The following is a 21,333-nucleotide window of genomic DNA, read 5'->3' on the forward strand; positions in this document are numbered from 1 at the left end:
CGGGCCGGCCGGCCCGAGGTGGACCTCTTCCGCTCCGGCCCGGCCCCGACCCCGGCGCCCTGTCCCCGGGGTACGTGCCCTGGCGCCTCGGCCGGCCCTGAGGTTGCCGGATCGCGTGCGACGGCCGTGCTGCTCACGACCGACGGCAGGCGGTGACCGCGACCGTACCGTTCCGCCTGCGCCGCACATCTCGCTCAGATGAAGGCTCGGAGATATCATCTTTTACCGGCCCTTTTCTCATCGATGATGCATCTGACCTCACAGAATTGCGCCAGAAACGCGAGGTCCGACCTTTTGTCCCGTCGATCCGCATTCATTTCCACGAATGCAGCCGTGCCGTTCGACGTGTGGCGGACCGCGAACTGCCCGGACCTGCGGCATATGACTCAAGGCCCTCTGTGGGGCCTGCGCGGCCGGGGCCCCGCAGAAATCTCCCCGGACGAACGCATGCAGAGGACGAACGCGAGAAGAAGGCACCCGTGAACGACCCCCGAGAACGAGAGGCCGCGGAGCTGCTCGACGGCCTGACGGTCGACGAGAGCAGGCCGGAGCAGCCGGTGCTGCTCGACGCGACAGGCTGTCCGATCCAGACGTGGCGTGAGAACTACCCGTACGAGAACAAGGTGCGACGCAGCGAGTACGAGCGGCAGAAGCGGGTGCTGCAGATCGAGCTGCTGAAGCTGCAGCGGTGGGTCAAGGGCACCGGTCAGCGCCTCGTCGTGATCTGCGAGGGCCGGGATGCCGCAGGCAAGGGCGGCACGATCCAGCGCTTCACCGAGCGGCTCAATCCGCGCGGTGCCCGGGTGGTGGCCCTGGAGAAGCCCACGGAGCATGAGGCCGGCCAGTGGTACTTCCAGCGGTATGTGGCTCATCTGCCGTCGGCGGGCGAGATCGTTTTCTTCGACCGCTCCTGGTACAACCGGGCCGGCGTCGAGCGGGTCATGGGCTTCTGCACCAAGGACGAGTACGAGACGTTCCTGCACCAGTGCCCTTTGTTCGAGCGCATGCTGGTGGAGGACGGAATCCTGCTGGTGAAGTTCTGGTTCTCCGTGTCGCGAACCGAGCAGCGCACCCGCTTCGCCATCCGCCAGGTCGATCCTGTGCGGCAGTGGAAGCTCTCCCCCACCGACGTCGCCTCCCTGGACCGCTGGGACGATTACACCGCGGCCAAGGTCGACATGTTCCGCGCCACCGACACGGCTCAAGCCCCCTGGACCGTGGTCAAGTCCAACGACAAGCGCCGGGGCAGGCTGGAGGCCATGCGCAGCCTGCTGTCGCGCTTCGACTACACGAGCAAGGACGAGAAAGCAGTCGGCGAACCCGACCCATGGGTCGTCGGAGCCGCCGACACCCTCCTGGAGCCGGGCGAGGACGCCAGCGAGCTGTCCCCGACCCCGCTCGCCCACCCCTCGGTCGCGCCGGGCGATCACCCCGCCGAGCGGCCCGGGACCGTGTAGCCGATACCCGCCGCACTCCGCTGCTCCGACCCGGGTTCGGTTCCGTCACCGGTCGCCGGCCCGTTGCGCAGAGGCCCGCGACCGGTGACGGCCGCTCATCGGACTGTCACCGGTCGAGTGCATGCCCGTGGACAGCACCGACGGGATACGGAGTTCCACCGCGCACCCGCCCCAACCAACCTGCCTGGCCGGTTCCTTGGCGTGCGGAGCCCCTCCTGACGGCTCCGCCTCACCTGCCGGAGCGACCACGAGCGTGAGCGTTGAACCCGCTGCCTACTCGGGGGTGTGGCAAACGGCCTCCACGTTGTTTCCGTCCGGGTCTCTGACGAACGCCCCGTAGTACGTCGGGTGGTACTCGGGCCACACCCGTGGCTCGTGCAGCACCTCAGCCCCCGCCTCCACGGCTGCCGCATGGAACGCGCGCACTCCGGCACGGTCCGGCGAGGTGAAGGCGAGATGCGCCTCGCGCGGCTGACCGCCCGTCGTCGCCGGACCGATCCAGAAGGTCGGCTGTGTGGTGCCGTACCCGATCACCGTGCCGTCCTCGAGCTCGATCAACCGCTTGCCGCCGAGCGTCGCGAGCACGCGGTCGTAGAAGGCGGCGCCGGCCGCAGGGTCTGTCATCTGTACCGAGATGTGCTCCAACATGAGGCGAGCGTGACACACGGCACTGACAACGCCTCGGACCTGAGGCATGTTCGACGCCTTCGGTCCAGGTCGGCGCGCACCGGACGGCCCCGCCCGGCCGGATTCCCTGTCGGGCCTTCGTCGTTGCTCGGGTGCGGTTGCCCGATTCAGCGGGCGCTCGTCACGGCGAACTGCTTCGTCGTCCCGGGACCCCGCCTGGCTGCGCTCCCGGATCCGCGAGGAACTCGGCACGATCCGCCGACAGGCCGCACCGGCAGCCGGACCCGGGTGGCCGGCCTGCCCTCGTGGCTGCTCTTTCGGAGATTTGACGTATTCCTGACGCCGTGACCGCATCCGCAGCTGCCCCGCTGCCGTCCTGACGCGTGTCGGACCCAACTCATGAAGGAGTGCGTGCCATGGATGGCGCTGTGGTCGGAGCCGTGGTTGTTGTCGTCTTCGTTCTGCTCGTCCTGCGCGGCGGGATGCGGGTGGTCAATCAGGTGGACCGAGGTGTTGTGTTCCGCCTCGGCAAGGCGCTGCCGGAGTACCGGCAGCCCGGCATCACCTTCCTGATCCCCTTCGCCGACCGTATGCGGAAGGTGAACGTCCAGGTGGTGACCCTGCCGATCCCGACGCAGGAGGGCATCACCCGGGACAACGTGTCGGTGAAGGTCGACGCCGTCGTCTACTTCCGGGTCACCGACCCGCTGCGGGCCGCGATCGAGGTGCAGGACTATGTGTTCGCGGTGGGGCAGGTCGCGCAGTCCTCGCTGCGTTCGATCATCGGCAAGAGCGACTTGGACGATCTCCTCTCGGACCGTGAACGGCTGCACGAGGGGCTTGCCCTGATGATCGACAGCCCGGCCGCCGGCTGGGGTGTGCATATCGACCGCGTCGAGATCAAGGACGTACAGCTTCCGGAGTCCCTGAAGCGGTCGATGTCGCGCCAGGCCGAGGCGGAGCGCGAACGGCGGGCGCGCGTGATCACGGCGGACGGTGAGTTCCAGGCCGCGCGGCAACTGGCCAACGCATCAAGGATCATGGCCGACACGCCGGAAGCCATGCAGCTGCGGCTGCTGCAGACGGTGGTCGAGGTCGCCGCAGAGAAGAACTCCACACTCGTCATGCCCTTCCCGGTGGAGCTGCTGCGCTACTTCGACCGAGCCGCACGGAACCTCGGGACCGAGCCCGCGGCCGCGGACCCCGTTCCGACCGCAGACGGTGTGCCCGCCGCTCGGCACGACAGTGTGACGGACCCGCTCGTTCAACCGTGAGTGTCGTGGACGGCGCGCCGGGCGGCGCGCGGAACGCGCGCAGCCACGAGTGCCGTCCACCGCACGGGGTGTGCGGTGGGAGACCGCCCGGAACCCTCCCATGCATGGTAGGGGGCCTCAAGACGTTCGACGGTGATCGTGCGATGCCACACTTGCCGGATGGCCACTGTCGATGGAGCGCCCGCGTCGGTCGACGACCTGCAGGCGCTCGCCCTGACGAACTACGGACATTTCACAACCATGCGTGTGGAGAACGGGGCCGTCCGCGGGCTGTCGTTGCACCTCGACCGCTTGGTCCGGGACAGCGACACCGTTTTCGGGGCCGAGCTCGATCCCGAGCGGGTCCTGTACTGCATCCGGCGTGAAGTCGGTGAGCGAGCCGGCGCCTTCAACGTTCGCGTCACCGTCTTCGATCCTGCGCTGGACATGCTCAACCCGGCCCGCGAAGCGGAACCTCATGTGCTCGTCACGACCCGTTCCGCCGGTGCGCTGTCTCCGCCCCCGCTCCGGGTGACGTGCTTGCCTTTTCACCGCGACGCCGCCGAGGTGAAGCACGTCGCGCTGTTCGGTCAGCTCAGGATGCGGCGGCAGGCGCAGTTGGCGGGATTCGACGATGCCCTGTTCGTCGAATCCGATGGCCGGATCTCGGAAGGCACCACCTGGAACACCGGTTTCGTCGACGAGGCCGGCACGGTGGTGTGGCCGGAGGCCGACGTGCTGCCGGGTGTGACCATGCGTTTGCTCCAGGCGGCCCACGACCGCAGCGTCACGCGTCCGGTGCGGACGGGTGAACTGCGAGCCATGCGGGCCGCTTTCGCCACGAACGCATCGGTCGGTGTACGTACGCTCAGTGCCGTCGACGAGGTGGCGTTCCCGGTCGACGACGCAGTACTCGCCACGCTGCGCGAGGTACACGCAGCCATTCCCCCGGAGCGCCTGTAGTGGCGCTCCGTGACGTAGGCCCCTACTCCCTTGGCGGGTGGGTCGGCGTGCACCGAAGGCGCCCCGTGGCCAACTTCCCCGGGACTCTTCCTGTTCGGCCCGTGCGAGGTCGCCCCCCGTCACCTGCGAAGTGATCTACGCAGCCGAACCCCTGCCGATCCCGCCGGCCTCGCGTCCACGTCGGTCGTGGCTCGTCGCATCGGCCGGGACAGCGGCGCGTAAATCGTTCGAGATGCACGACCGGGCAGGCACTGTTTCGCTGGTGGGGCCCGCTCCAACCAGAGAGCCGAGGAGTGATCATGAGCGTTGCAGGCGAATCCGGCGAACGTGCCCAGCAGATGCGCAGGCAGGCACAGCAGTTGAAGGAAGCTGCGGACCGCGCCACCGACCCTGAGGAGCGCGAGCGGCTGCGCGAGAGGGCCCGGCAGATGGAAGAGCAGAGCCGACGGGAAAGCGGTACGGACCGCGGCATGGACCCGATGGAGTAGACAGCCACCAGCACACCGACCGGAGGCTCCGCCGCGCCGGACGCGTGCGGGGCCGCCGGCCGTCCGGCCGTGACACACCGCCCGCTCGACGTCCCGTCCCGTGCCCCGAACCCGACGTGACACGTCGGCGCACCTTGGCAGACCACCATGGAACGGGCATGCGGCGCCGCGTCCCGCCCGACGACCCTGAGCGCCTGGTCAGGCGCTGCGCGGTTTCCGGCTCGCGGTCTTCTTGGCGGTCGTCTTCTTCGCGGTCCTGGCCGTCTTCTTCGCCGCGGCCTTCTTGGCCGTCTTCTTCGGCATCTCGTGCACCGTCGCATCGCCACGACGTTCCTTCGCCTCGGCGACGGAGGCGTTGAGCGCGGCCATGAGGTCGACGACCTGCCCGGCCGGCTTCTCCCGCTCCTCGGGCTCCGGGAGCGCCTTGCCCTCCGCCTTGGCCGCGATGACGGCCTCGAGCGACTCCCGGTACTCGTCATGCAGATCAGGCATGCTGTCCGCGGTCATCGTGTCCATCAGAGCCAGTGCGCCCTCGAGCTCATGCTCGTCCAGTTCGGTCTCCTTGGGCGCCAGTTCCTGCGGACTGCGGATCTCGTCCGGCCACCGCATCATGTGGATCAGAATCGCATCGCCGACCACACGGAGGAGGCCGAGCCGCTCGCGGCCGTGGAAGGCCATCTTGGCGACCGCCACCTTCGAGCTGCGTTCCAAGGCCTTCCTGAGCAGTACGTACGGCTTGGCGGCAACCGGCCCGTCGGCGGCCAGATAGTAGCCGTCACCGATCCTGATCGGGTCGATGGACTCCGCGGGAACGAACGCCTCGATATCGATCGCCTTCGCGGTGGGCAGCGGGATGGCGTCGAGTTCCTCCTCGGTGATCTCCAGGGTGTCGCCGCCCGGCAGCTCATAGCCTTTGCCGATCTCGGCCTGACTGACCTCTCTGCCCTCGATCTCGCAGATCTTCTTGTTCCGGACCGCACCCATGTCGGCGAGGTGGATCTGCCGGAACCGCACACTGCGGTTCTCGGTCGCGGGCAACAGCTTGATCGGGATTGTCACCAGACCGAACGAGATCGCGCCGCTCCATACAGGGCGTGGCATGACGTACCTCCAGGCCCCCCTGGGGGTTGTCCATGTAGGGTCTCAGATTTCCTGGGACACCACAGTCCCGGCGTCGACGACGGGTGAGTGTTCACCCGATTCGGGAGCAACAAGAGATCCGAGGGCCGACACGGCACGGCACGGCACGGCGCATCTCACGCGGCGACCGCGTTCTGCCGATCCGTGTGCCGAAGGCGCCGTCCCCCGAGCTCGTACCGCTCCCGGCGAACCTCCTCGGCGACCGTCGCCACCCAGTCCTCGCCCAGCCGGCCGCTCAGCCGCGCACGCAGCACGTTGCGCTGACGGGCCGTGGTCGCAGCCCAGATGCCGGTCGGGGTGAGGGACGGATTGGCGAGTGCCCACCGCAGGCAGTCCTGCACGACAGGGCAGGTCGAGCACAGCGCACGAGCCGCATCCAACTGCTCCTGCACTTTCGGGCCGTTCTCGCCGTGCCCATGAACGAACCGCTCGGGGTCGGTACTGCACGCGGGCGGGTTATCCGTGTGAGGGAACGGGATACGAGGGTCAGCAAGGCGAACGGAGACGGCAAGACTCATGAGTGAACCCCCAGAACGACGTTGAGCATTGGGCGCCGGAGCGCGAACTGCCTTCCGGATCCGCCCTTCTATACGGGCGTCAGCGCGTCCTGTTCGGCAAAGAAAGGTAAAGAAACCGTCTTGTCGCGATGTGCCGAGCACCGACAGCGGGGAAGGACGACACTTCCTCCGCAGGTCGGACGGCTGTCGGACCGGGCGCGCCGGGCGGCGGCCGTCAGGTGGGCAGTGCCTGCTCCGTCCAGATCGTCTTGCCCCAGTGGCTGTATCGCGCTCCCCATCGCTGGACGAGCTGGGCGACGATGAACAGTCCTCTGCCGCCCTCGTCATCGTCCGCGCTGTGGCGCAGGTGGGGGGTGGTGTGCCCCGCGTCCGCGACCTCGCATACGAGGGTGCGGTCGTAGATGAGCCGCAGGTGCAACGGACCCTCGGCATGCTTCACCGCATTGGTGACCAGCTCGCTGGCGATCAGCTCGGTGGAGAACACAAGCTCGCCCAGCCCCCAGTCGCTCAACCGGCGGGCGACCAGCTCCCGCGCCTGGCCGGCAGCGACCGGTTCCGCCGGCAGGTCCCAGTCGGCGACCCTGCTGATGTCGAGCTCGCGGGTGCGGACCAACAGGAGAGCGGTGTCATCGGTGGTCGTGCCGTCCGGAAGAAGTTCGGAGATGACCCGGTCGCAGAGATCCTCCAGGGAACTCGAACCCTCGCTGAGGACCCTCCCCAGGATTTCCAGCCTCTTGTCGATGTCCCGATCGCGCGACTCGACCAGACCGTCGGTGAAGAGGGCCACGAGACTTCCCACGGGCAGCTCGACCTCGAGGGACTCGAAGGGCAGCCCGCCCAGCCCCAGGGGTGGGCCGGCCGGAAGATCCAGGAAGCTGACACGTCCCCCGGGTTCCACGACCACGGGCGGCAGATGGCCCGCTCGGGCCATGGTGCAATGCCGTGACACCGGGTCGTAGATCGCGTAGAGACAGGTGGCTCCGGCCGCGACATCGTCACTGCCGGGCGACTCGCCGAGTTCCCCGCCGCCGTCCTCCGCCGGCTGCCCCACGAGATCGTCGAGCCGCTTGAGGAGTTCGTCGGGGGGCATGTCCATGGGCGCGAGCGCTCGTACGGTCGTACGCAGGCGTCCCATGGTGGCCGCCGCGTGGAGCCCGTGCCCGACCACGTCCCCGACCACGAGCCCGACGCGCGTTCCGGACAGCGGAATGACGTCGTACCAGTCGCCGCCGACACCGCTCAGATGGTCCGTGGGCAGATAGCGATGAGCCAGCTCGACCGCCGAGTTCGGCGGCAGATGCTGTGGCAGGAGCTGCCGCTGGAGAGCCAGGGACGCTGCCCGTTCACGGGTGTAGCGGCGAGCGTTGTCGATGGACACCGCGGCACGGGTGACCAGCTCGTCCGCCACCGCGACCGCTCCGCTGTCGAAGACGCGCGACCCACTGCCGCGTACGAAGGTGACGAGGCCCAGCGCGCTGCCCCCCGCGCGCAGCGGCACGACCAGCGTGTGGTCCTCGAGCACGAGCCCGCCGGAGGCGAGGCTGCGGTGCTGGGGCGAGCCCTCCGGGTACTCCACCGGACGCGGCGGTTGCTTCCGCGCCCCCACCGCCTCTGTTGTGCCGTCGGGTCCGGCCGAACGGGAGGAGGTACGGATCAGAACGTGTCCGGCCGGGCCGGTGCGACCGGGCACTCCGCCCACCAGCACGTCCGGGGCGAGGTCGACCTCGACACGTTCGGCGAATTCCGGCACCGCCACCTCGGCCAGTTCGTCGGTCGTCACGGTGACATCCAGCGTGGTTCCGACGCGACGACCGGCCTCGACCAGCAGATTCAGCTGGCGCTGTGCCTCGTAACGGTCGGTGATGTCGAACGCGTCCTCGCAGACTCCGATCACCTGGCCGTCAGCGTCCTGCAGCCGGTAGTAGGAGCAGGACCAAAGGTGATCCTTGCCCGGGTCGCTGGGCTGCTCCCCGCGGAAGTGCAGGTCGAGGAACGGCTCTCCGGTGTCCAGCACGTGGCGCATCACCGCGCCGAGTGTCTCCGGATAGCCCGGTGTCACGAATGCGCCCTCGTAGAGTTCCTCGGCGGGCACGCCCCGGACTTCCGCCAGCGGCTGCCCGAGCTCCTCCTCGGAAACCGCGTTGCACCAGACGAGACGCAGGTCGGTGTCGTAGATGGCGAGACCGACAGGTGACTGGGTGGCCAGGCCGTGCAACATGGCCAGCCGGGGTTCCCACTCCCTGAGCCGCTCGTGTTCGGCGGCCACGACGACGCGCTCCGCCGGCCCGGGTCCGGACAGATGACAGACCGCGGTGACGAGTCGCAGACGGTGACCGTTGCGCTGCACGGCAACACGCACATCGCGCTCGGGAAGGGACAGGACCGGCTTCCCGGCGCCCTGTTGCGCGGATGCGGATCCGGCCGGGGCCGCGGCTGTCAGGAAGGTGCCGACCGGCCGACCGATGATCTCGGCCGGCGCGTAACCGAGAAGGTCTTGAGCTGCCGGACTCCAGCCGATGACGGTGTCCTGCTCGTCGAGCACGAACGTGGCGGCCTTCGTGACGTCCAGAGGGCCACGGAAGTCGGCGTCCCCGGTCGCCTGCCTTGCGTAGCTCATGACGCCCTCACCGGCCTGTTTCATCAGGTTCCACAATCCGCCTGATGCTGACTCTGCGCAACCAATCGGACCGGGCGTGCGCTCGGCCCCGCGCCGGGCAGCGGGCGACGCCAGGACCTGGTCGCAGCCGAGGTTCCGCCAAGGGAGTGAGACCCGCGCTGTGGGGGACTGCACACTCGTGGGAGTTCCTGTCGGCGGCGACGCCGGCGGACACACCACCACCGCGGAACGGGAGCGCCCGCGCCGGCGGTCAGCCGGCCGGCAGTCGGCGGTCCTCGGAGTGCGGTGCCGCCGCCGGACCGGCGCAGCGCAGGTCGTCAGCCCTGACGGGGGCGCCTTCGGCGACATTGCGGTCGTAGGTGACGGTCTTGACCACGACGGGCTCCGAGCCGACGGAGACATCGAAGACGGCGTCGTGCTGAGGGAGCGCACGCAGGTGTGAGCCCGGCAGGGCGGCGGCCAGCGTGGACGCATCCGCTTCACGGCCCGCCGGGTAGCTGATGACAGGAGGGCCTGTGTGCCGCACCGGCGGGGCGGAGGCCGAGGCGTCCGTCACCACGAACTTGTTGCGCCGCAGGGCCTTGGCGACCGCGGCGTCGTCCACCCGGACCTCGATGCCGGCGGGGTTGGTGGCGGCGGGGGTCCTGGGCGCGGGCTGGATGCGTGTGTCGCCGGTGATCGGGCGGTCCGCGCGCAGAGCGTCCCACAGGGCCGCGGAGCGGGCCTTGTGCCAGATCAGGGTGGAGCCCACGCCGGGCACGCGGTGGTCGAAGTCCGAGATCGGTACGGTGGCGAACTCGGTGCGGTTCGCCGGCAGCCGACCCAGTGCCCAGCCGATGCGGACGAGGTCGTCCAGACCGGTCCGCTCGTCGGTGCGTACGGATTTCAGCAGCTTGTGAGCCGTGTGCGCCGCGCTGAGGGGACCGGCCAGCGCGCCTTCGTCGGTCAGGCGCGCCAGCATGTCGGCCAGCATGCGCTGCTGGCGGCGGACCCGGCCGAGGTCTCCCGGACGGTTGATGTGCCGGGCCCTGACGTAGCGCAGCGTCCGGTTCCCGTCGAGATGATGGGTTCCGGCGGCGATGTCGAGGCCGGAGTTCTCGTCCTTGAGGGGCTTGTCCGTGCACACGGTCGCGCCGCCCAGGTTGTCGACCGCCTGCTCGAAGCCGGTGAAGCCGGTCTCGAGGTAGTGGTCGATGTGCAGACCCGTGGCCTTCTCGACGGTGCGTACGGCGAGCGGGCCGCGGCCGATCTTGAATGCGCCGTTGATCTTTCCGCGGCGGACGGGGCCGGCGGGGTCACCGGAAGGGGCGTACTCGACATAACTGTCGCGCGGGATGGAGACGACGCCGACGCGCCGCTGGTCCTCCGACAGGTGCACGAGCATCATCACATCGGTGCAGTCGCAGCCTTCGCCACCTACATGGAGACGCCGCTTCTCGGCCGCCGACAGTCCGGTGCGGCTGTCGATGCCGACGACCAGGATGTTCGTGCCGTGACCGCCCTCGCGGCCCGCCGGTGCGCCTGCGGTCGCAAGGGCCTGCGCGCCCAGCCAGGATCCCGGGGCAAGGCTCGCGAGCAGGGTCAGACCGATGATGGGACGACGCATCACATACCCCCGGAAAGTGCGGGCTTGGCCGGAGGTGACGTTATCGGGAGCGGGCGCGTGAGCCCGCGCTACGCGCCGGTGAACGCCGGATCGTCCCCGTAGTGGAGGGCCACGTTGTCCCGCGCGGGTCTGGTACGCCCCGTCGGGCCGTGCGCGAACGCGTTCAGGACGTTCGCCGTCACGGTGCGGGTGAACTCCCCCGCGCGCCCGTCCAGTCCGTGGTTCGCCTTTCCCCCGCCCGGCCCGGTCGCCTCCAGCGCTTCCACCCAGCGCATGGTGCCCGTGGCGAAGACGCCCGCTCCGCCCGGCAGTGAGCAGTAGGCCATGTCGGCGTACGAGGACCGTCCTTTGCACACCACGGGAGAGTGCGCCAGGATCTCGATCGGCCGAGGCGTGGGGTACGCGGTGTTCACGCGGTCGTACTCGACGCCGACCAGGTGGGGGAAGGAGTCGCCGAGGCGCGCACCGGCGCCCTTCAGCAGCCAGTGGTCAGGCTGGGAGACCACGAACGGCGCGTCCACCGGATAGCCGTCGTAGATGACTCCGAGCAGCGAACTCTCCGGATCGGGCGCAGGCCGGCGCCGGTAGTCGTTCGTCGGCGGGCCTCCGAGGACGAAGCCGGGGTCCTTGGCGTAGTCGTCCTTGTAACAGACCACGATCCGGTCCGCACCCACGGCGGACGGCTCGAAGCGGACCCGCCGGTAGCAGCAGTTGGCTCCGAGGACGGCCAGGTTCATACCGCTGTCGCGCGCCGACGCCACGTGCCGTCGCTGCTCGGGGCTCCAGTACTCGTCGTGCCCGAGCGAGAGCATGGCCAAGGCCCTGTTGAGGAACCGCGGATCACGGGCCACGTCGACTCCCGTGGCGTAGGCCAGCGGCAGTCCCAGCCGCTCCGCCAGCGCGACCAGTGGAGCCTCGTAGACCAGGTACTGACCGGCGCCGTGACCGCCGGCGTAGGGACGGTCGAAGGACACCGCGAGGGATCGCGAAGCCTTCTTGCCCGTCGTCCCCTTGTAGAGGTCGGGGCCGCCCCACCGGTTGTAGGCCTGCCAGGTGGCGACCGAGTTGGTCACCACCATCCGGCCCGCTCCCGAGGAGGACCGGACGGTGAGCGGTACGAACCGCTGCCCGCGGCCGTCCTCTGCGTCCAGCCGCAGCAGGTAGCAGCCCTCCGGCCAGCCTGTGGTGTCCACTTCTGCGGTAGGCCGCCAGTCGGCACGCGCCGTCCGCGTATCGGCGTCCAGCAGCGCCGGAGGCTGGAGCACTCCCGGCAGACTGCCCGAGCGCCACACGAGACGAGCCCTCGCTCCCCCGTACCACCCCATCCTGTACGCAGAAACGCTGTACGACGCGGCCGTCGTGGAGACGCGCAGCGCGACGGATTCGCCCGGGCGCACACTGACGCGCTCGGCGAAGCCCTCGACGGCACGAGCCGGGCCCGCCCGGGTGATCCGCCAGTCAGGGTCTCCCGGGCGGGCGTTCTCGGCGCGTACGTCGATCCCGTCCCCTTCCGGCAGCTTCCGGAATGGCCCCTCGCCCACGTCACCGGGCTGCGCGACCGACACCGACGGCCCGCGGAGCCACGGCCATGACGAGACGAAAGCGGCGGGCGCCAGCCCCAGCAGCCATCTGCGCCCCGGGAGCTCCGGGTCTCCCGCACCGCACGCACTGCCGCGCTGCGCCATCGCGTCCCCCGGGTATGCCGAGCTTGTGTGTGGGCCCTCTTTCTAGACGAGCCGAACCCGCAACGCGCGCACGCGGGAGGACCCGGGCGCGCCTCGCGTGCCGCGCGCCCCTGCGCGGGCAGGTCGTCCTGGTCCGGACCTCGCGTCTGCGCACCTCAGGCCTGGCGGCACTACGCGCACGGGACCACATGAAGACGGAGCCCCGGCAGGAGGAGCCCCGGCGCCGTCCACGACCGGATGAGGGCGAGTCGGACCCGCCGGCGCCGCCTGCTGCTCCTGCTGCTGCTGCTGCTGCGACAAGGCTCCCGGGTGGCCGTCGTCGTGACCTGACGGCGGCGACCGTCCGGCCGCGGATCGGTAAGATGATCGCGTACGTCCTGCGTGCCCGGCTGCCGGATCCGCCGGCCGACGCGGGGACAACAGCATGACCGTCCGGGTCGGTTCGCGACGGTGATGCCTAGGGTCACGCGGAGCCGGTCCAGCCCGTGCTCCGGCACACGAGCAAGGCCCACCGACGGATTCCCTCACCCCTCAGCCGCATGGGGCGGACATGGCCGACGAGGTGCGTATCGGACTGCTCGGCGGCTTCCACGTCGCCGTCGCGGACCGCGACGTGGCTGCCGGGGCGTGGCGGCTGCGCAAGGCCAGGAGCGTACTGAAGCTGCTCGCCCTGGCGCCGGGCCACAGGCTCCACCGTGAGCGGTTGTGCGATCTGCTGTGGCCCGACCTGGACGCGGCGGCGGCCTCCAACAACATGCACCAGGTGCTGCACGCCGTCCGGCGGGCGCTGGCCACTGCCGGGACGCCCGGCGACGTCGTAGTCCTCCGCGACGACATGGTCGTGCTCGCCCCGGACGGGGGTGTGCGCATCGACCTCGACGAGCTGGACGGGACAGCGCGACGGGCAGCGGCCGAGGGCAGGCCGGGGGACTACCGCGCGGCGCTCGCCCTGGCCGAGCGTGAACTGTTGCCCGAGGACACCTTTGAGCCCTGGACACAGGAGACGCGCAGTGCTCTCGGAGTGCGCCGCAGCCGGCTGAGACTGGGCCTGGCCGAGGCTCTCGAGCAGGAGGACAGCACCGTCGAGGCGGTCGAGGTGCTGCGGGTCCTGATATCCGAGGACCCACTGCATGAAGCGGGCCACCGGGCGCTGATGCGGGTCCTCGCGGCTTCCGGCCGGCGGCGCGACGCGCTGGCGGTGTACGAGCAGTTGCGCGACGCGCTCCGGGACGACGCCGGATCCGACCCGGACCCGCAGACCCGCGAGCTCTACCGGACGCTGCTGGTGGGTTCCGTCGAGGAAACTGCCGAGCCTTCTCCCGAGTCCCCGCGGCGGCACAACCTGCCCGTGCAGATGACCACGTTCATCGGCCGCGAACGAGAGATCCCCGAGGTGGAGGAACTGCTCGCGCGAAGCCGACTGCTGACGCTCACCGGGCCCGGCGGCTGCGGCAAGACCCGGCTCGCGCTGGCCGTCGCGTCCCGGCAGATCGACGTCGTCCGCGACGGTGTGTGGTTCGTCGACCTCGCCGCGTTCACGGACCCCAGGTTCGTTCCGGATGCGGTCGCGGCGGTGCTCGACATCCAGCTCCCGCCGGGCGACAGAACGCAGTCGGCGCTGGTCGCTCAGCTCGCGGGGCGGGAACTGCTGCTCGTCCTCGACAACTGCGAGCACCTGATCGAGGCGTGCGCCGCCCTGGTCGCGGACGTTCTGGCCCACTGTCCAGGCGTCGTCGTGCTGGCCACCAGCCGGGAGACGCTCCATGCATACGGCGAACGCACCTGGAGGGTGCCTTCGCTCGGGCTGCCGGACGTGCTCAGGCTGCCGCCGACGGCCGAGCTCGGCCGTTTCGCCTCCGTGCGACTGTTCGTGGAGCGGGCCACGGAGGCCGCACCGCATTTCGGGCTCACCCCGGAGAACGCGGCCGCCGTCGCACAGATCTGCTTCCGGCTCGACGGGATGCCCCTGGCCCTGGAGCTCGCGGCCGCGCGCGTACCCCTGCTCGCACCGCGACAGATCGCCGAGCGGCTCGATGACGCGCTCACCCTGCTCGGGCAGGGCAGCAGGCACACGGTGACCCGGCAGCAGACGCTGCTCGCGACCTTGCGATGGAGTCACCAGCTGCTCGACCCCGACGAACGTCTGCTCTTCCGAAGGCTCGCCGTCTTCGCCGGCGGCTTCTCCCTGGCCGCGGTGGAGGAGGTGTGCGCCGGTGGCATCGACCCCATGTCGGTGCTGGACCTGCTCGGGCGGCTGGTGGACAAGTCGCTCGTGCTCGTGGAGCCCCGCGGGGACGAGACGCGCTACCGGCTGCTGGAAACCATCCGGCAGTACGCGCGGGAACGGCTGAGGGAGTCGGGGGAGCTGGCGCGGACGGAGAGCATGCACCGCGCCTTCTACTGCGCACTCGCCGAATCCTGCGACCCGGAGGCAGGTGTCAACGGGGCGAGCGGGACGTCGCTCCTGCTGGAAGCCGACCACGACAACCTGCGCGCCGCAATGCGTTCGGCCCTTGAGAGCGACCCGGAAGGCGCATTGCGGCTGGCTGTCGCGTTGCGGCGGTTCTGGGTGCAGCGCGGGCACCTCGCCGAGGGGCGGCGGCGCCTTGACGACGCCCTCACCGCCGCTCCGGCACCGACTCCCCTGCGGGCCCGCGCACTGGTCGGTCAGGGTGTGCTCGCGGTACGGCTCGGAGACGGCTCCCGGCTGGAGTCCATCGGGGCGGAGATCGTGGCGATCCACCGGGCGCGAGGGGACCGTGCGGCCCTGGCGTACGCCTGTTACCAACAGGCGATTCTGCTCTGGATGCGCGGTACCTGGGACGCGGCGCGGGCAGCACTCGACGAGGCGTGCGTGCTCGCGGACGGGGAACTGCCGGTTCTTGCCGCCGCCGCGCATCTGCGCGGAATCTGGGCCGTCTGCCTCAGTGAGGGAGTAGCGGCCCGGGATGCCTTCCTGACGTCCCTGCGGCTGCTCGCGGATCTGGACGGCGGGACGCGGCCCTTCTTCCCGGTCATGACTCCCGGCTACGCGATCGAGGAGGACGCCTACGGAAGGACGACGCTGTTCTTCGAGGAGACCGTGCTCGTCGGCGGGCTCGTCGGAGCCACGCAGGCTCGCGGGTACGCGCTGTCCAACCTTGCCCGGGCCACCCGGCTGGGCGGCGATGTGGACGAAGCCGCAGCAACGGCCGAGCAGAGCCTCGACTGCTTCCGCGCACTCGGTGACCCACTCGGGGAGTCGCTGGCCCTCAACACCCTCGGGAACATCTGTCGCACGCACCGCGAATACGAGAAGGCGCGGGCCTACCTCGAGGCCGGCCTGCTGATCAGGCACCGGCTCGGGGACCGCCGCGAGGTGGGGATCACGCTCGGCAACATCGGCATGCTGGACATGACCGTCGGCGACATCGAGGGCGCACGGGCGGCGGTCGTCCGTGCCCGCGCCGGGTTCGAGGAGACGGGCGACATCCCGGGCACGATGAACTGCCTGCTCCATCTCGGACTCGTCGCCCGGGCGGCGGGCGACTCCGGCACGGCCCGGGCACTGCTCACCCGCGCCCTGGGGCTCGAGAATGTGGCCGGTTCGTCCTGGGCCACGGGCTGGGTGGCGGTCATGCTGTCCCGGCTGGCGGAGGAGGCCCACGATCGCGCCGGCGCCGACACGGCCACGGCCAGGGCGTCGGGCCTCTTCACACGGCACGGCGATGCACGAGGTCTGGGACACCTGCGCCGCATCGCCTCACGGACGCAAACCCGACGCTAATCGGATGCTAAGCGGCATTTCCTACCTTCCTTGGTGTCAGAACACATCCCACGCATCAAGGAGGCCGACGATGTCGACCGAGACGGCAAACAGTGTCCTCGGAGAAGCCACGATCGGTGAGCTGGAGGCGGAACTGCGCGGCACGGTGGTGCGCCCGGGCGACGCGTCGTACGAGGAAGCCAGGACGATCTGGAACGCCGCCCACGACCGCAAACCGGCCCTGGTGGTGCGCTGCGCCGGAACCGCCGACGTGATGCGGGCAGTCGAGTTCGCCCGCAGCCAGGACCTGCGGGTCGCCGTGCGCGGCGGTGCCCACAGCATCGCCGGGTTCTCCACCTGCGACGGCGGCATCGTCATCGACCTGTCCGCCATGAAGGGGGCGTGGGTCGACCCCGTACGGCGCCGGGCCGTCGCGCAGCCCGGACTGACATGGGCGGACCTCGACCGCGAGACACAGGCGTTCGGTCTTGCCACGCCCGGCGGCCTGGTCTCGACGACCGGCATCGCCGGCTTCACCCTGGGCGGGGGCCTGGGCTGGCTGGTGCGCCGGCACGGTCTGGCGAGCGACAATCTGGTCGCGGCCGACATCGTCACCGCGGACGGCCGGTTCGTGCACGCGAGTGCGGACGAGAACCCTGACCTGTTCTGGGCACTGCGCGGCGGGGGTGGCAACTTCGGTGTCGTCACATCGTTCGAGTACGAGCTGCACCCGGTGGGGCCGCAGGTGCTCGCGGGCCTGATCTTCTACCCGCTCGACGAGGCACAACAGGTGATCAAGGGTTGGCGTGACCAGATCGCCGGGATGCCCGACGAGCTGACGACGCTGGTCAACCTGACAACGGCACCCCCGCTGCCGTTCCTGCCGGAAGAGGTGCACGGCACCCGGATCGTGGTCATCGCCGGGATGCACAGCGGTTCCGCGGACGCCGCGGAGGCGGCGGTCCGCCCGCTGCGCACGCTCGGCACCCCTATCGCCGACGTCATGGGCCCGATGCCCTACGTGGCCATGCAGTCACTTCTCGACCCGCTCTGGACGAGTGGCGCATACAACTATTTCACCTCGGCATTCATCGACGCGTCCGACGCGGCGATCGACGCGGTGACACAACGGCACCTCACCACTCCGACACCCGCCAGCGAACTGCACCTGCATCAGCTCGGTGGCGCCTTCAGCCGCGTCCCCGCTGACGCAACCGCCTTCAGCCAGCGCGACGCGGGCGTCCTGTGCAACGTGGTCGCGCGCGCCCCCGAGCCGACCGGGTTCGAGGAGCACGCCGCGTGGGCACGCGAGGCACGGGAAGAGATGGCGCGCCACGGCAACGGTGCGACGTACGTCAACTTCACCGGTGACGCCGCCGAGGACAAGGTGCGCGCCTCCTATCCGCGAGGGGTGCACGACCGGCTCGTGCGGGTGAAGGACGAGTACGACCCCACCAATCTGTTCCGGCTCAACCAGAACATCCGCCCGTCCTCGACCAGGTGAACCGGCACCGGCGCCCTGCCACCGCTTCGGCGGACCGGGCGCCGGTGCCTGCGAGTCCGCTACGGAGTTGAGCCATCCAGTACCCCTGCGTCGCGGGAGTGCGGTGGGCCCGGTACGCCCGGTGCGCCCGGTGCCGGGTGCCGGTCCCGCATGCCGGGGGCACCGACCTCTCCATGGCCGCACACGGATCCTCCACGGCTGCGCAGACGAGCGCCCCAGGAGGGTTCCCGCCTGCCACCCGCACTGCGTTGGTGCTCCGTGCGCCGCAGGATCATGCTTGTCACATGAAGCCCTGGCCGTGCAGCCCCCGCGGGGACGGCTGAGTCAAGGAACGAGCGAGGGCGAGATGAGCGGCGATGGAGCGACTTCCCACCCCTCCCGGTGAGCGGCCGAACCCGACGGAGTGGCAACCTCCCTCCCCTGGTGACCGGCCGGACGAGACGGACGCCCGTCTTCCGGGGCCGGCCTGCACAGCCACGGCCGTCATCGATGAGCGGGGCGTCGTCATCACGTGGAGCGAGGGCGCCCGGCAGCTGCTCGGCTACCCGCCGGCCGAGGTGGTGGGCGCACCGGCAGCGCGTCTCCTCGCCGACACCGGTAGCGGCACCGCCCCCGCCGGTGACCAGGTGACGCGGCAGGCGGCCGCCGGGCACCAACGATGGAGCGGCACGCTGGCACTGCGGCACCGCGACGGCCGCCTGCTCCGGCTGTCGCTGCTCGCGCACCCCCGCACCCCGGACAGCGGGACCACCGAGTGGCTTGTGGTGTGCGCGGTCGCGGGCCCGCCAGGCCCCCCTCTGGACCAGGCGCTGCCGGAATGGACGTTCACCCAGTCCCCGTGCATCCAGGCGATCTTCGACACCGACCTGCGACTGGTGCGGGCGAACACCGGCATGGAGGGCGCGCTCACCCTCACCGAGGCGCGGATGCGCGGCCTGCAGCTGCCGGAGATCGCACCCCACGCCCTGAGCGAGGAGACCGAGCAGCTGATGCGCCGGGCACTGGAAACCGGTGAGACGCAGTACATGCAGGCCTGCCTCCACCCCGCAGGCTTCAACCGCGAGCACGGCTGGCCCGCCTCTCTCACCCCGCTCACCGACCCCGAAGGCAAAGTGCGCGCCGTTTGCCTCACGGCTCACCACAGGCCTCAGGAGTCGCCCGCGCGGCAACAGATGCTCCTGCTCAACGAAACCAGCACCCGCATCGGCAGCACCGCCGACATCAGTCGTACCGCTCAGGAGCTGGCCGAAGCCGCCGTTCCCCGGCTCGCCGACGTCGTGGCCGTGGACCTGCTCGAGACCCCGCAGGACAGCAACGCCCCGGCTCCGACCGCAGGCCGGCTCACCCTGCGCCGCACCGCGGTTCGGTCGACCTCCGGAACGACTCCCGAGTCCCTCACCGAGGCAGGAGGGACAGTCACCTGCCCTCCGCTCTCACCCCCCGCCCTGGCCCTCGCCCAGGGCCGCAGTGCTCTGTACCGGATGACAGACCCCACCCTCGCCCGGTGGACCGCAGAGGACCCACAGGCCGCCTGGATCCGCCAACTCGGCACGCACTCAATGATGGTGGTCCCCATCCGCGCCCGCGGCACCACCCTCGGGACAGCCGTGTTCACCCGCCATCAGCAGTCACAGCCTTTCGGGCCCGACGATCTGCAACTGGCCCAGGAACTCACCACCCAGGCCGCCGTCAGCATCCACAACGCCCGCCGTACCAACCGCGCACGCACCACCACCATGACCCTGCAGCGCAGTCTGCTCCCCCACTCCCTTCCCGACCAGGCGGCACTCGAGATCGCCTCCCGCTATCTGCCCGCCGGCACCCGCGCCGGCGTCGGCGGCGACTGGTACGACGTCATTCCCCTGTCCGGCGCACGCGTCGCCCTCGTCGTCGGCGATGTCGTGGGCCACGGCATCCGCGCCTCCGCCACCATGGGCCGCCTCCGCACCGCCGTACGCACCCTCGCCGACGTGGACCTCTCCCCCGACGAACTCCTCACCCACCTCGACGATCTCGTCATCCACCTCTCCGCCGACGACGACACCGACGCCGCCTCCGAAGGCGCCGCCGGCATCGGTACCACCTGCCTGTACGCCGTCTACGACCCCGTCACCCGCCACTGCACCCTTGCCCGTGCCGGACACCCCCCACCAGCGGTCGTCACTCCCGACCGGGACGTCTACTTCCTCGACGTCCCACCCGGCCCGCCCCTGGGCCTCGGCGGCCTGCCCTTCGAAACCACCGACGCCGAACTTCCCGAGGGCAGCATCCTCGCCCTCTACACCGACGGGCTTCTCGAAACGCGCGACCACGACATCGACGAAACGCTCGACAAACTCTTCACCGCCCTCGCCCGGCCCGCCCCTTCCTTGGAGACGGTCTGCGACCACGTCCTCACCACTCTCCTCACCCACCGCCCCGATGACGACATCGCCCTCCTCATCGCCCGCACCCGGGCCCTGCACTCCGACCGGGTCGCCGCCTGGGACCTGGAACCCGACCCCTCCGTCGTCGCGCAGGCCCGCCGGCACGCCACCGACCAACTGGGGGCATGGGGACTCAGCGACGCCGCGTTCACCACCGAACTCGTGGTCAGCGAACTGGTCACCAATGCGATCCGGTACGGCAAACCCCCGATCCACCTTCGGCTCATCCACCACGACACCACCCTCACCAGCGAGGTCTTCGACTCCAGCAACACCGCCCCCCACCTCAGGCGTGCCCGCACCTACGACGAAGGAGGACGGGGCCTCCTCCTCGTCGCCCAACTCGCCCACCGCTGGGGCACACGCCACCACCCCATCGGCAAGACGATCTGGGCCGAACAGAACCTCACCACAACCTGAAAGCCCCTTCTGGCCGTCGAACCGGCGTGTGTGTCGCGTGCCGTTCGGTTTCGACGGTGGCTGTGCGAGGTCTGCCTCTCCGGAACATCGAACTGCTCGAACGGACAGGCCCCCGGGATGTCACCGGGCTCTGGCCGCCCGTACGAGCTGCCGCGATGATGGCACCATGCCCCACGCGATCCTGCCCGCCGTCCCTGCCGGAAGCCTCTCGTGCTCCGTGCAGCCCTCGCTCCCTTCCCAGGACGGTGAGCTGGTGCTTCGACCCTGGGAGGAGAAGGATGCCGGCGTTCTGCAGACCGCCTTCCAGGACCCGGCCATTCGGCACTGGCACATGTGGCACGTCGAGTCGGCGGAGGAAGCCCTCGAGTGGGTCGCCGACTTCACCCGGTACTGGCAGCAGGAGCGGGCCGGACAGTGGCTCGTCACTCGTGGGGGCGACGGCGAGGCACTGGGCCGAAATCTCTGCGAGGAATGGACTTCCTGCACGGAACTGCCGAGTGCACGTACTGGGTCCTTCCGCACGCGCGAGGAGCACATGTCGCCTCTCGGGCGCTCACGACGCTGACCGGCTGGGCTTTCGCCACGGTCGGCTTCCATCGCCTCGAGCTCATGCATTCTGTCGACGACCAAGCCTCGTGCAGAGTGGCCTCCCGTTCAGGCTTCGCATGGGAGGGCACGCGGCGCAGCGCGTTCCGGCACGCAGACGGTTGGCATGACATGCATCTGCATGCGCGGGTGCAGGGCAACGCCGAGCAGGGTCCGCCGTCATGCAGTCCGCATGGCGACTAGCTGCTGCGGTCGCCGCCGTAACTCACGCACCACGTCCGGCAGTCAGGCAGCGGCGCCGCCGGCGGTCGTCCCGGCGATGCCGGGCTTCCGGGGCG

The 21,333-nt window shown here is 70.2% G+C and carries 13 protein-coding genes and 1 pseudogene; 8 read left to right on the forward strand and 6 right to left on the reverse strand.

Features of this window, described 5'->3' with window-relative positions; all coding sequences use genetic code 11:
• The first annotated feature begins 479 nt into the window (after nucleotides 1-479).
• Entirely contained in the window at nucleotides 480-1,457 is a 978-nt protein-coding gene (gene ppk2, locus ACFU5O_RS21030; RefSeq protein ID WP_384242558.1) for a polyphosphate kinase 2, read from the forward strand.
• 273 nt (nucleotides 1,458-1,730) lie between these two features.
• Here the strand turns inward: ppk2 and ACFU5O_RS21035 are convergent, their stop codons facing one another.
• Complete coding sequence (locus tag ACFU5O_RS21035) at nucleotides 1,731-2,105, reverse strand: VOC family protein (RefSeq protein ID WP_384242560.1); 375 nt, start codon at nucleotides 2,103-2,105, stop codon at nucleotides 1,731-1,733.
• A 395-nt stretch (nucleotides 2,106-2,500) separates the two neighbouring features.
• On the opposite strand from ACFU5O_RS21035, the gene ACFU5O_RS21040 reads away from it, so the two are divergent.
• The 3 genes from ACFU5O_RS21040 to ACFU5O_RS21050 all read left to right on the forward strand — a co-directional run bounded on the left by ACFU5O_RS21040 (nucleotide 2,501) and on the right by ACFU5O_RS21050 (nucleotide 4,788).
• Nucleotides 2,501-3,358 carry a slipin family protein gene (locus tag ACFU5O_RS21040; protein ID WP_384242562.1) on the forward strand — a complete coding sequence of 286 codons (858 nt, stop codon included), beginning with the start codon at nucleotides 2,501-2,503 and terminating at the stop codon, nucleotides 3,356-3,358.
• A 159-nt stretch (nucleotides 3,359-3,517) separates the two neighbouring features.
• A complete protein-coding gene (locus tag ACFU5O_RS21045) occupies nucleotides 3,518-4,300 on the forward strand; it encodes an aminotransferase class IV family protein (protein WP_384242565.1) in 783 nt (260 codons plus the stop codon).
• 299 nt (nucleotides 4,301-4,599) lie between these two features.
• Entirely contained in the window at nucleotides 4,600-4,788 is a 189-nt protein-coding gene (locus tag ACFU5O_RS21050) for a DUF6381 family protein (RefSeq protein ID WP_384242567.1), read from the forward strand.
• Between the two features lie 198 nt (nucleotides 4,789-4,986).
• Here the strand turns inward: ACFU5O_RS21050 and ACFU5O_RS21055 are convergent, their stop codons facing one another.
• From ACFU5O_RS21055 to ACFU5O_RS21075, 5 genes are all read right to left on the reverse strand, one after another.
• Nucleotides 4,987-5,889: a Ku protein gene (locus tag ACFU5O_RS21055; RefSeq protein ID WP_384242569.1), complete on the reverse strand. Its 903-nt coding sequence runs from the start codon at nucleotides 5,887-5,889 to the stop codon at nucleotides 4,987-4,989.
• Nucleotides 5,890-6,044: 155 nt separating this feature from the next.
• Nucleotides 6,045-6,773, reverse strand: coding sequence for a WhiB family transcriptional regulator (locus tag ACFU5O_RS21060; protein WP_384242572.1), 729 nt, complete (start codon nucleotides 6,771-6,773; stop codon nucleotides 6,045-6,047).
• Complete coding sequence (locus tag ACFU5O_RS21065) at nucleotides 6,661-9,063, reverse strand: SpoIIE family protein phosphatase (protein WP_384242574.1); 2,403 nt, start codon at nucleotides 9,061-9,063, stop codon at nucleotides 6,661-6,663. The genes ACFU5O_RS21060 and ACFU5O_RS21065 overlap by 113 nt, the downstream gene beginning before the upstream one ends.
• 250 nt (nucleotides 9,064-9,313) lie before the next feature.
• The gene (locus ACFU5O_RS21070; RefSeq protein WP_384242576.1) at nucleotides 9,314-10,669 is read right to left on the reverse strand and encodes an LCP family protein; all 1,356 of its coding nucleotides are present in this window, start codon (nucleotides 10,667-10,669) and stop codon (nucleotides 9,314-9,316) included.
• 68 nt (nucleotides 10,670-10,737) lie between these two features.
• A complete protein-coding gene (locus ACFU5O_RS21075; protein WP_384242578.1) occupies nucleotides 10,738-12,354 on the reverse strand; it encodes a N,N-dimethylformamidase beta subunit family domain-containing protein in 1,617 nt (538 codons plus the stop codon).
• Between the two features lie 550 nt (nucleotides 12,355-12,904).
• On the opposite strand from ACFU5O_RS21075, the gene ACFU5O_RS21080 reads away from it, so the two are divergent.
• The 4 genes and pseudogenes from ACFU5O_RS21080 to ACFU5O_RS21095 all read left to right on the forward strand — a co-directional run bounded on the left by ACFU5O_RS21080 (nucleotide 12,905) and on the right by ACFU5O_RS21095 (nucleotide 21,238).
• The gene (locus ACFU5O_RS21080; RefSeq protein WP_384242580.1) at nucleotides 12,905-16,120 is read left to right on the forward strand and encodes a BTAD domain-containing putative transcriptional regulator; all 3,216 of its coding nucleotides are present in this window, start codon (nucleotides 12,905-12,907) and stop codon (nucleotides 16,118-16,120) included.
• A 70-nt stretch (nucleotides 16,121-16,190) separates the two neighbouring features.
• A complete protein-coding gene (locus ACFU5O_RS21085) occupies nucleotides 16,191-17,603 on the forward strand; it encodes an FAD-binding oxidoreductase (protein ID WP_384242583.1) in 1,413 nt (470 codons plus the stop codon).
• Nucleotides 17,604-17,959: 356 nt separating this feature from the next.
• Nucleotides 17,960-20,449, forward strand: a complete 2,490-nt coding sequence (locus ACFU5O_RS21090) for a SpoIIE family protein phosphatase (protein ID WP_384242585.1) — start codon at nucleotides 17,960-17,962, stop codon at nucleotides 20,447-20,449.
• Nucleotides 20,450-20,615: 166 nt separating this feature from the next.
• Nucleotides 20,616-21,238: pseudogene (locus ACFU5O_RS21095) on the forward strand (GNAT family N-acetyltransferase).
• Nucleotides 21,239-21,333 lie beyond the last annotated feature (95 nt).

Origin of the sequence: Streptomyces sp. NPDC057445, from assembly GCF_042802855.1 — a bacterium.
Lineage (GTDB): Bacteria > Actinomycetota > Actinomycetes > Streptomycetales > Streptomycetaceae > Streptomyces.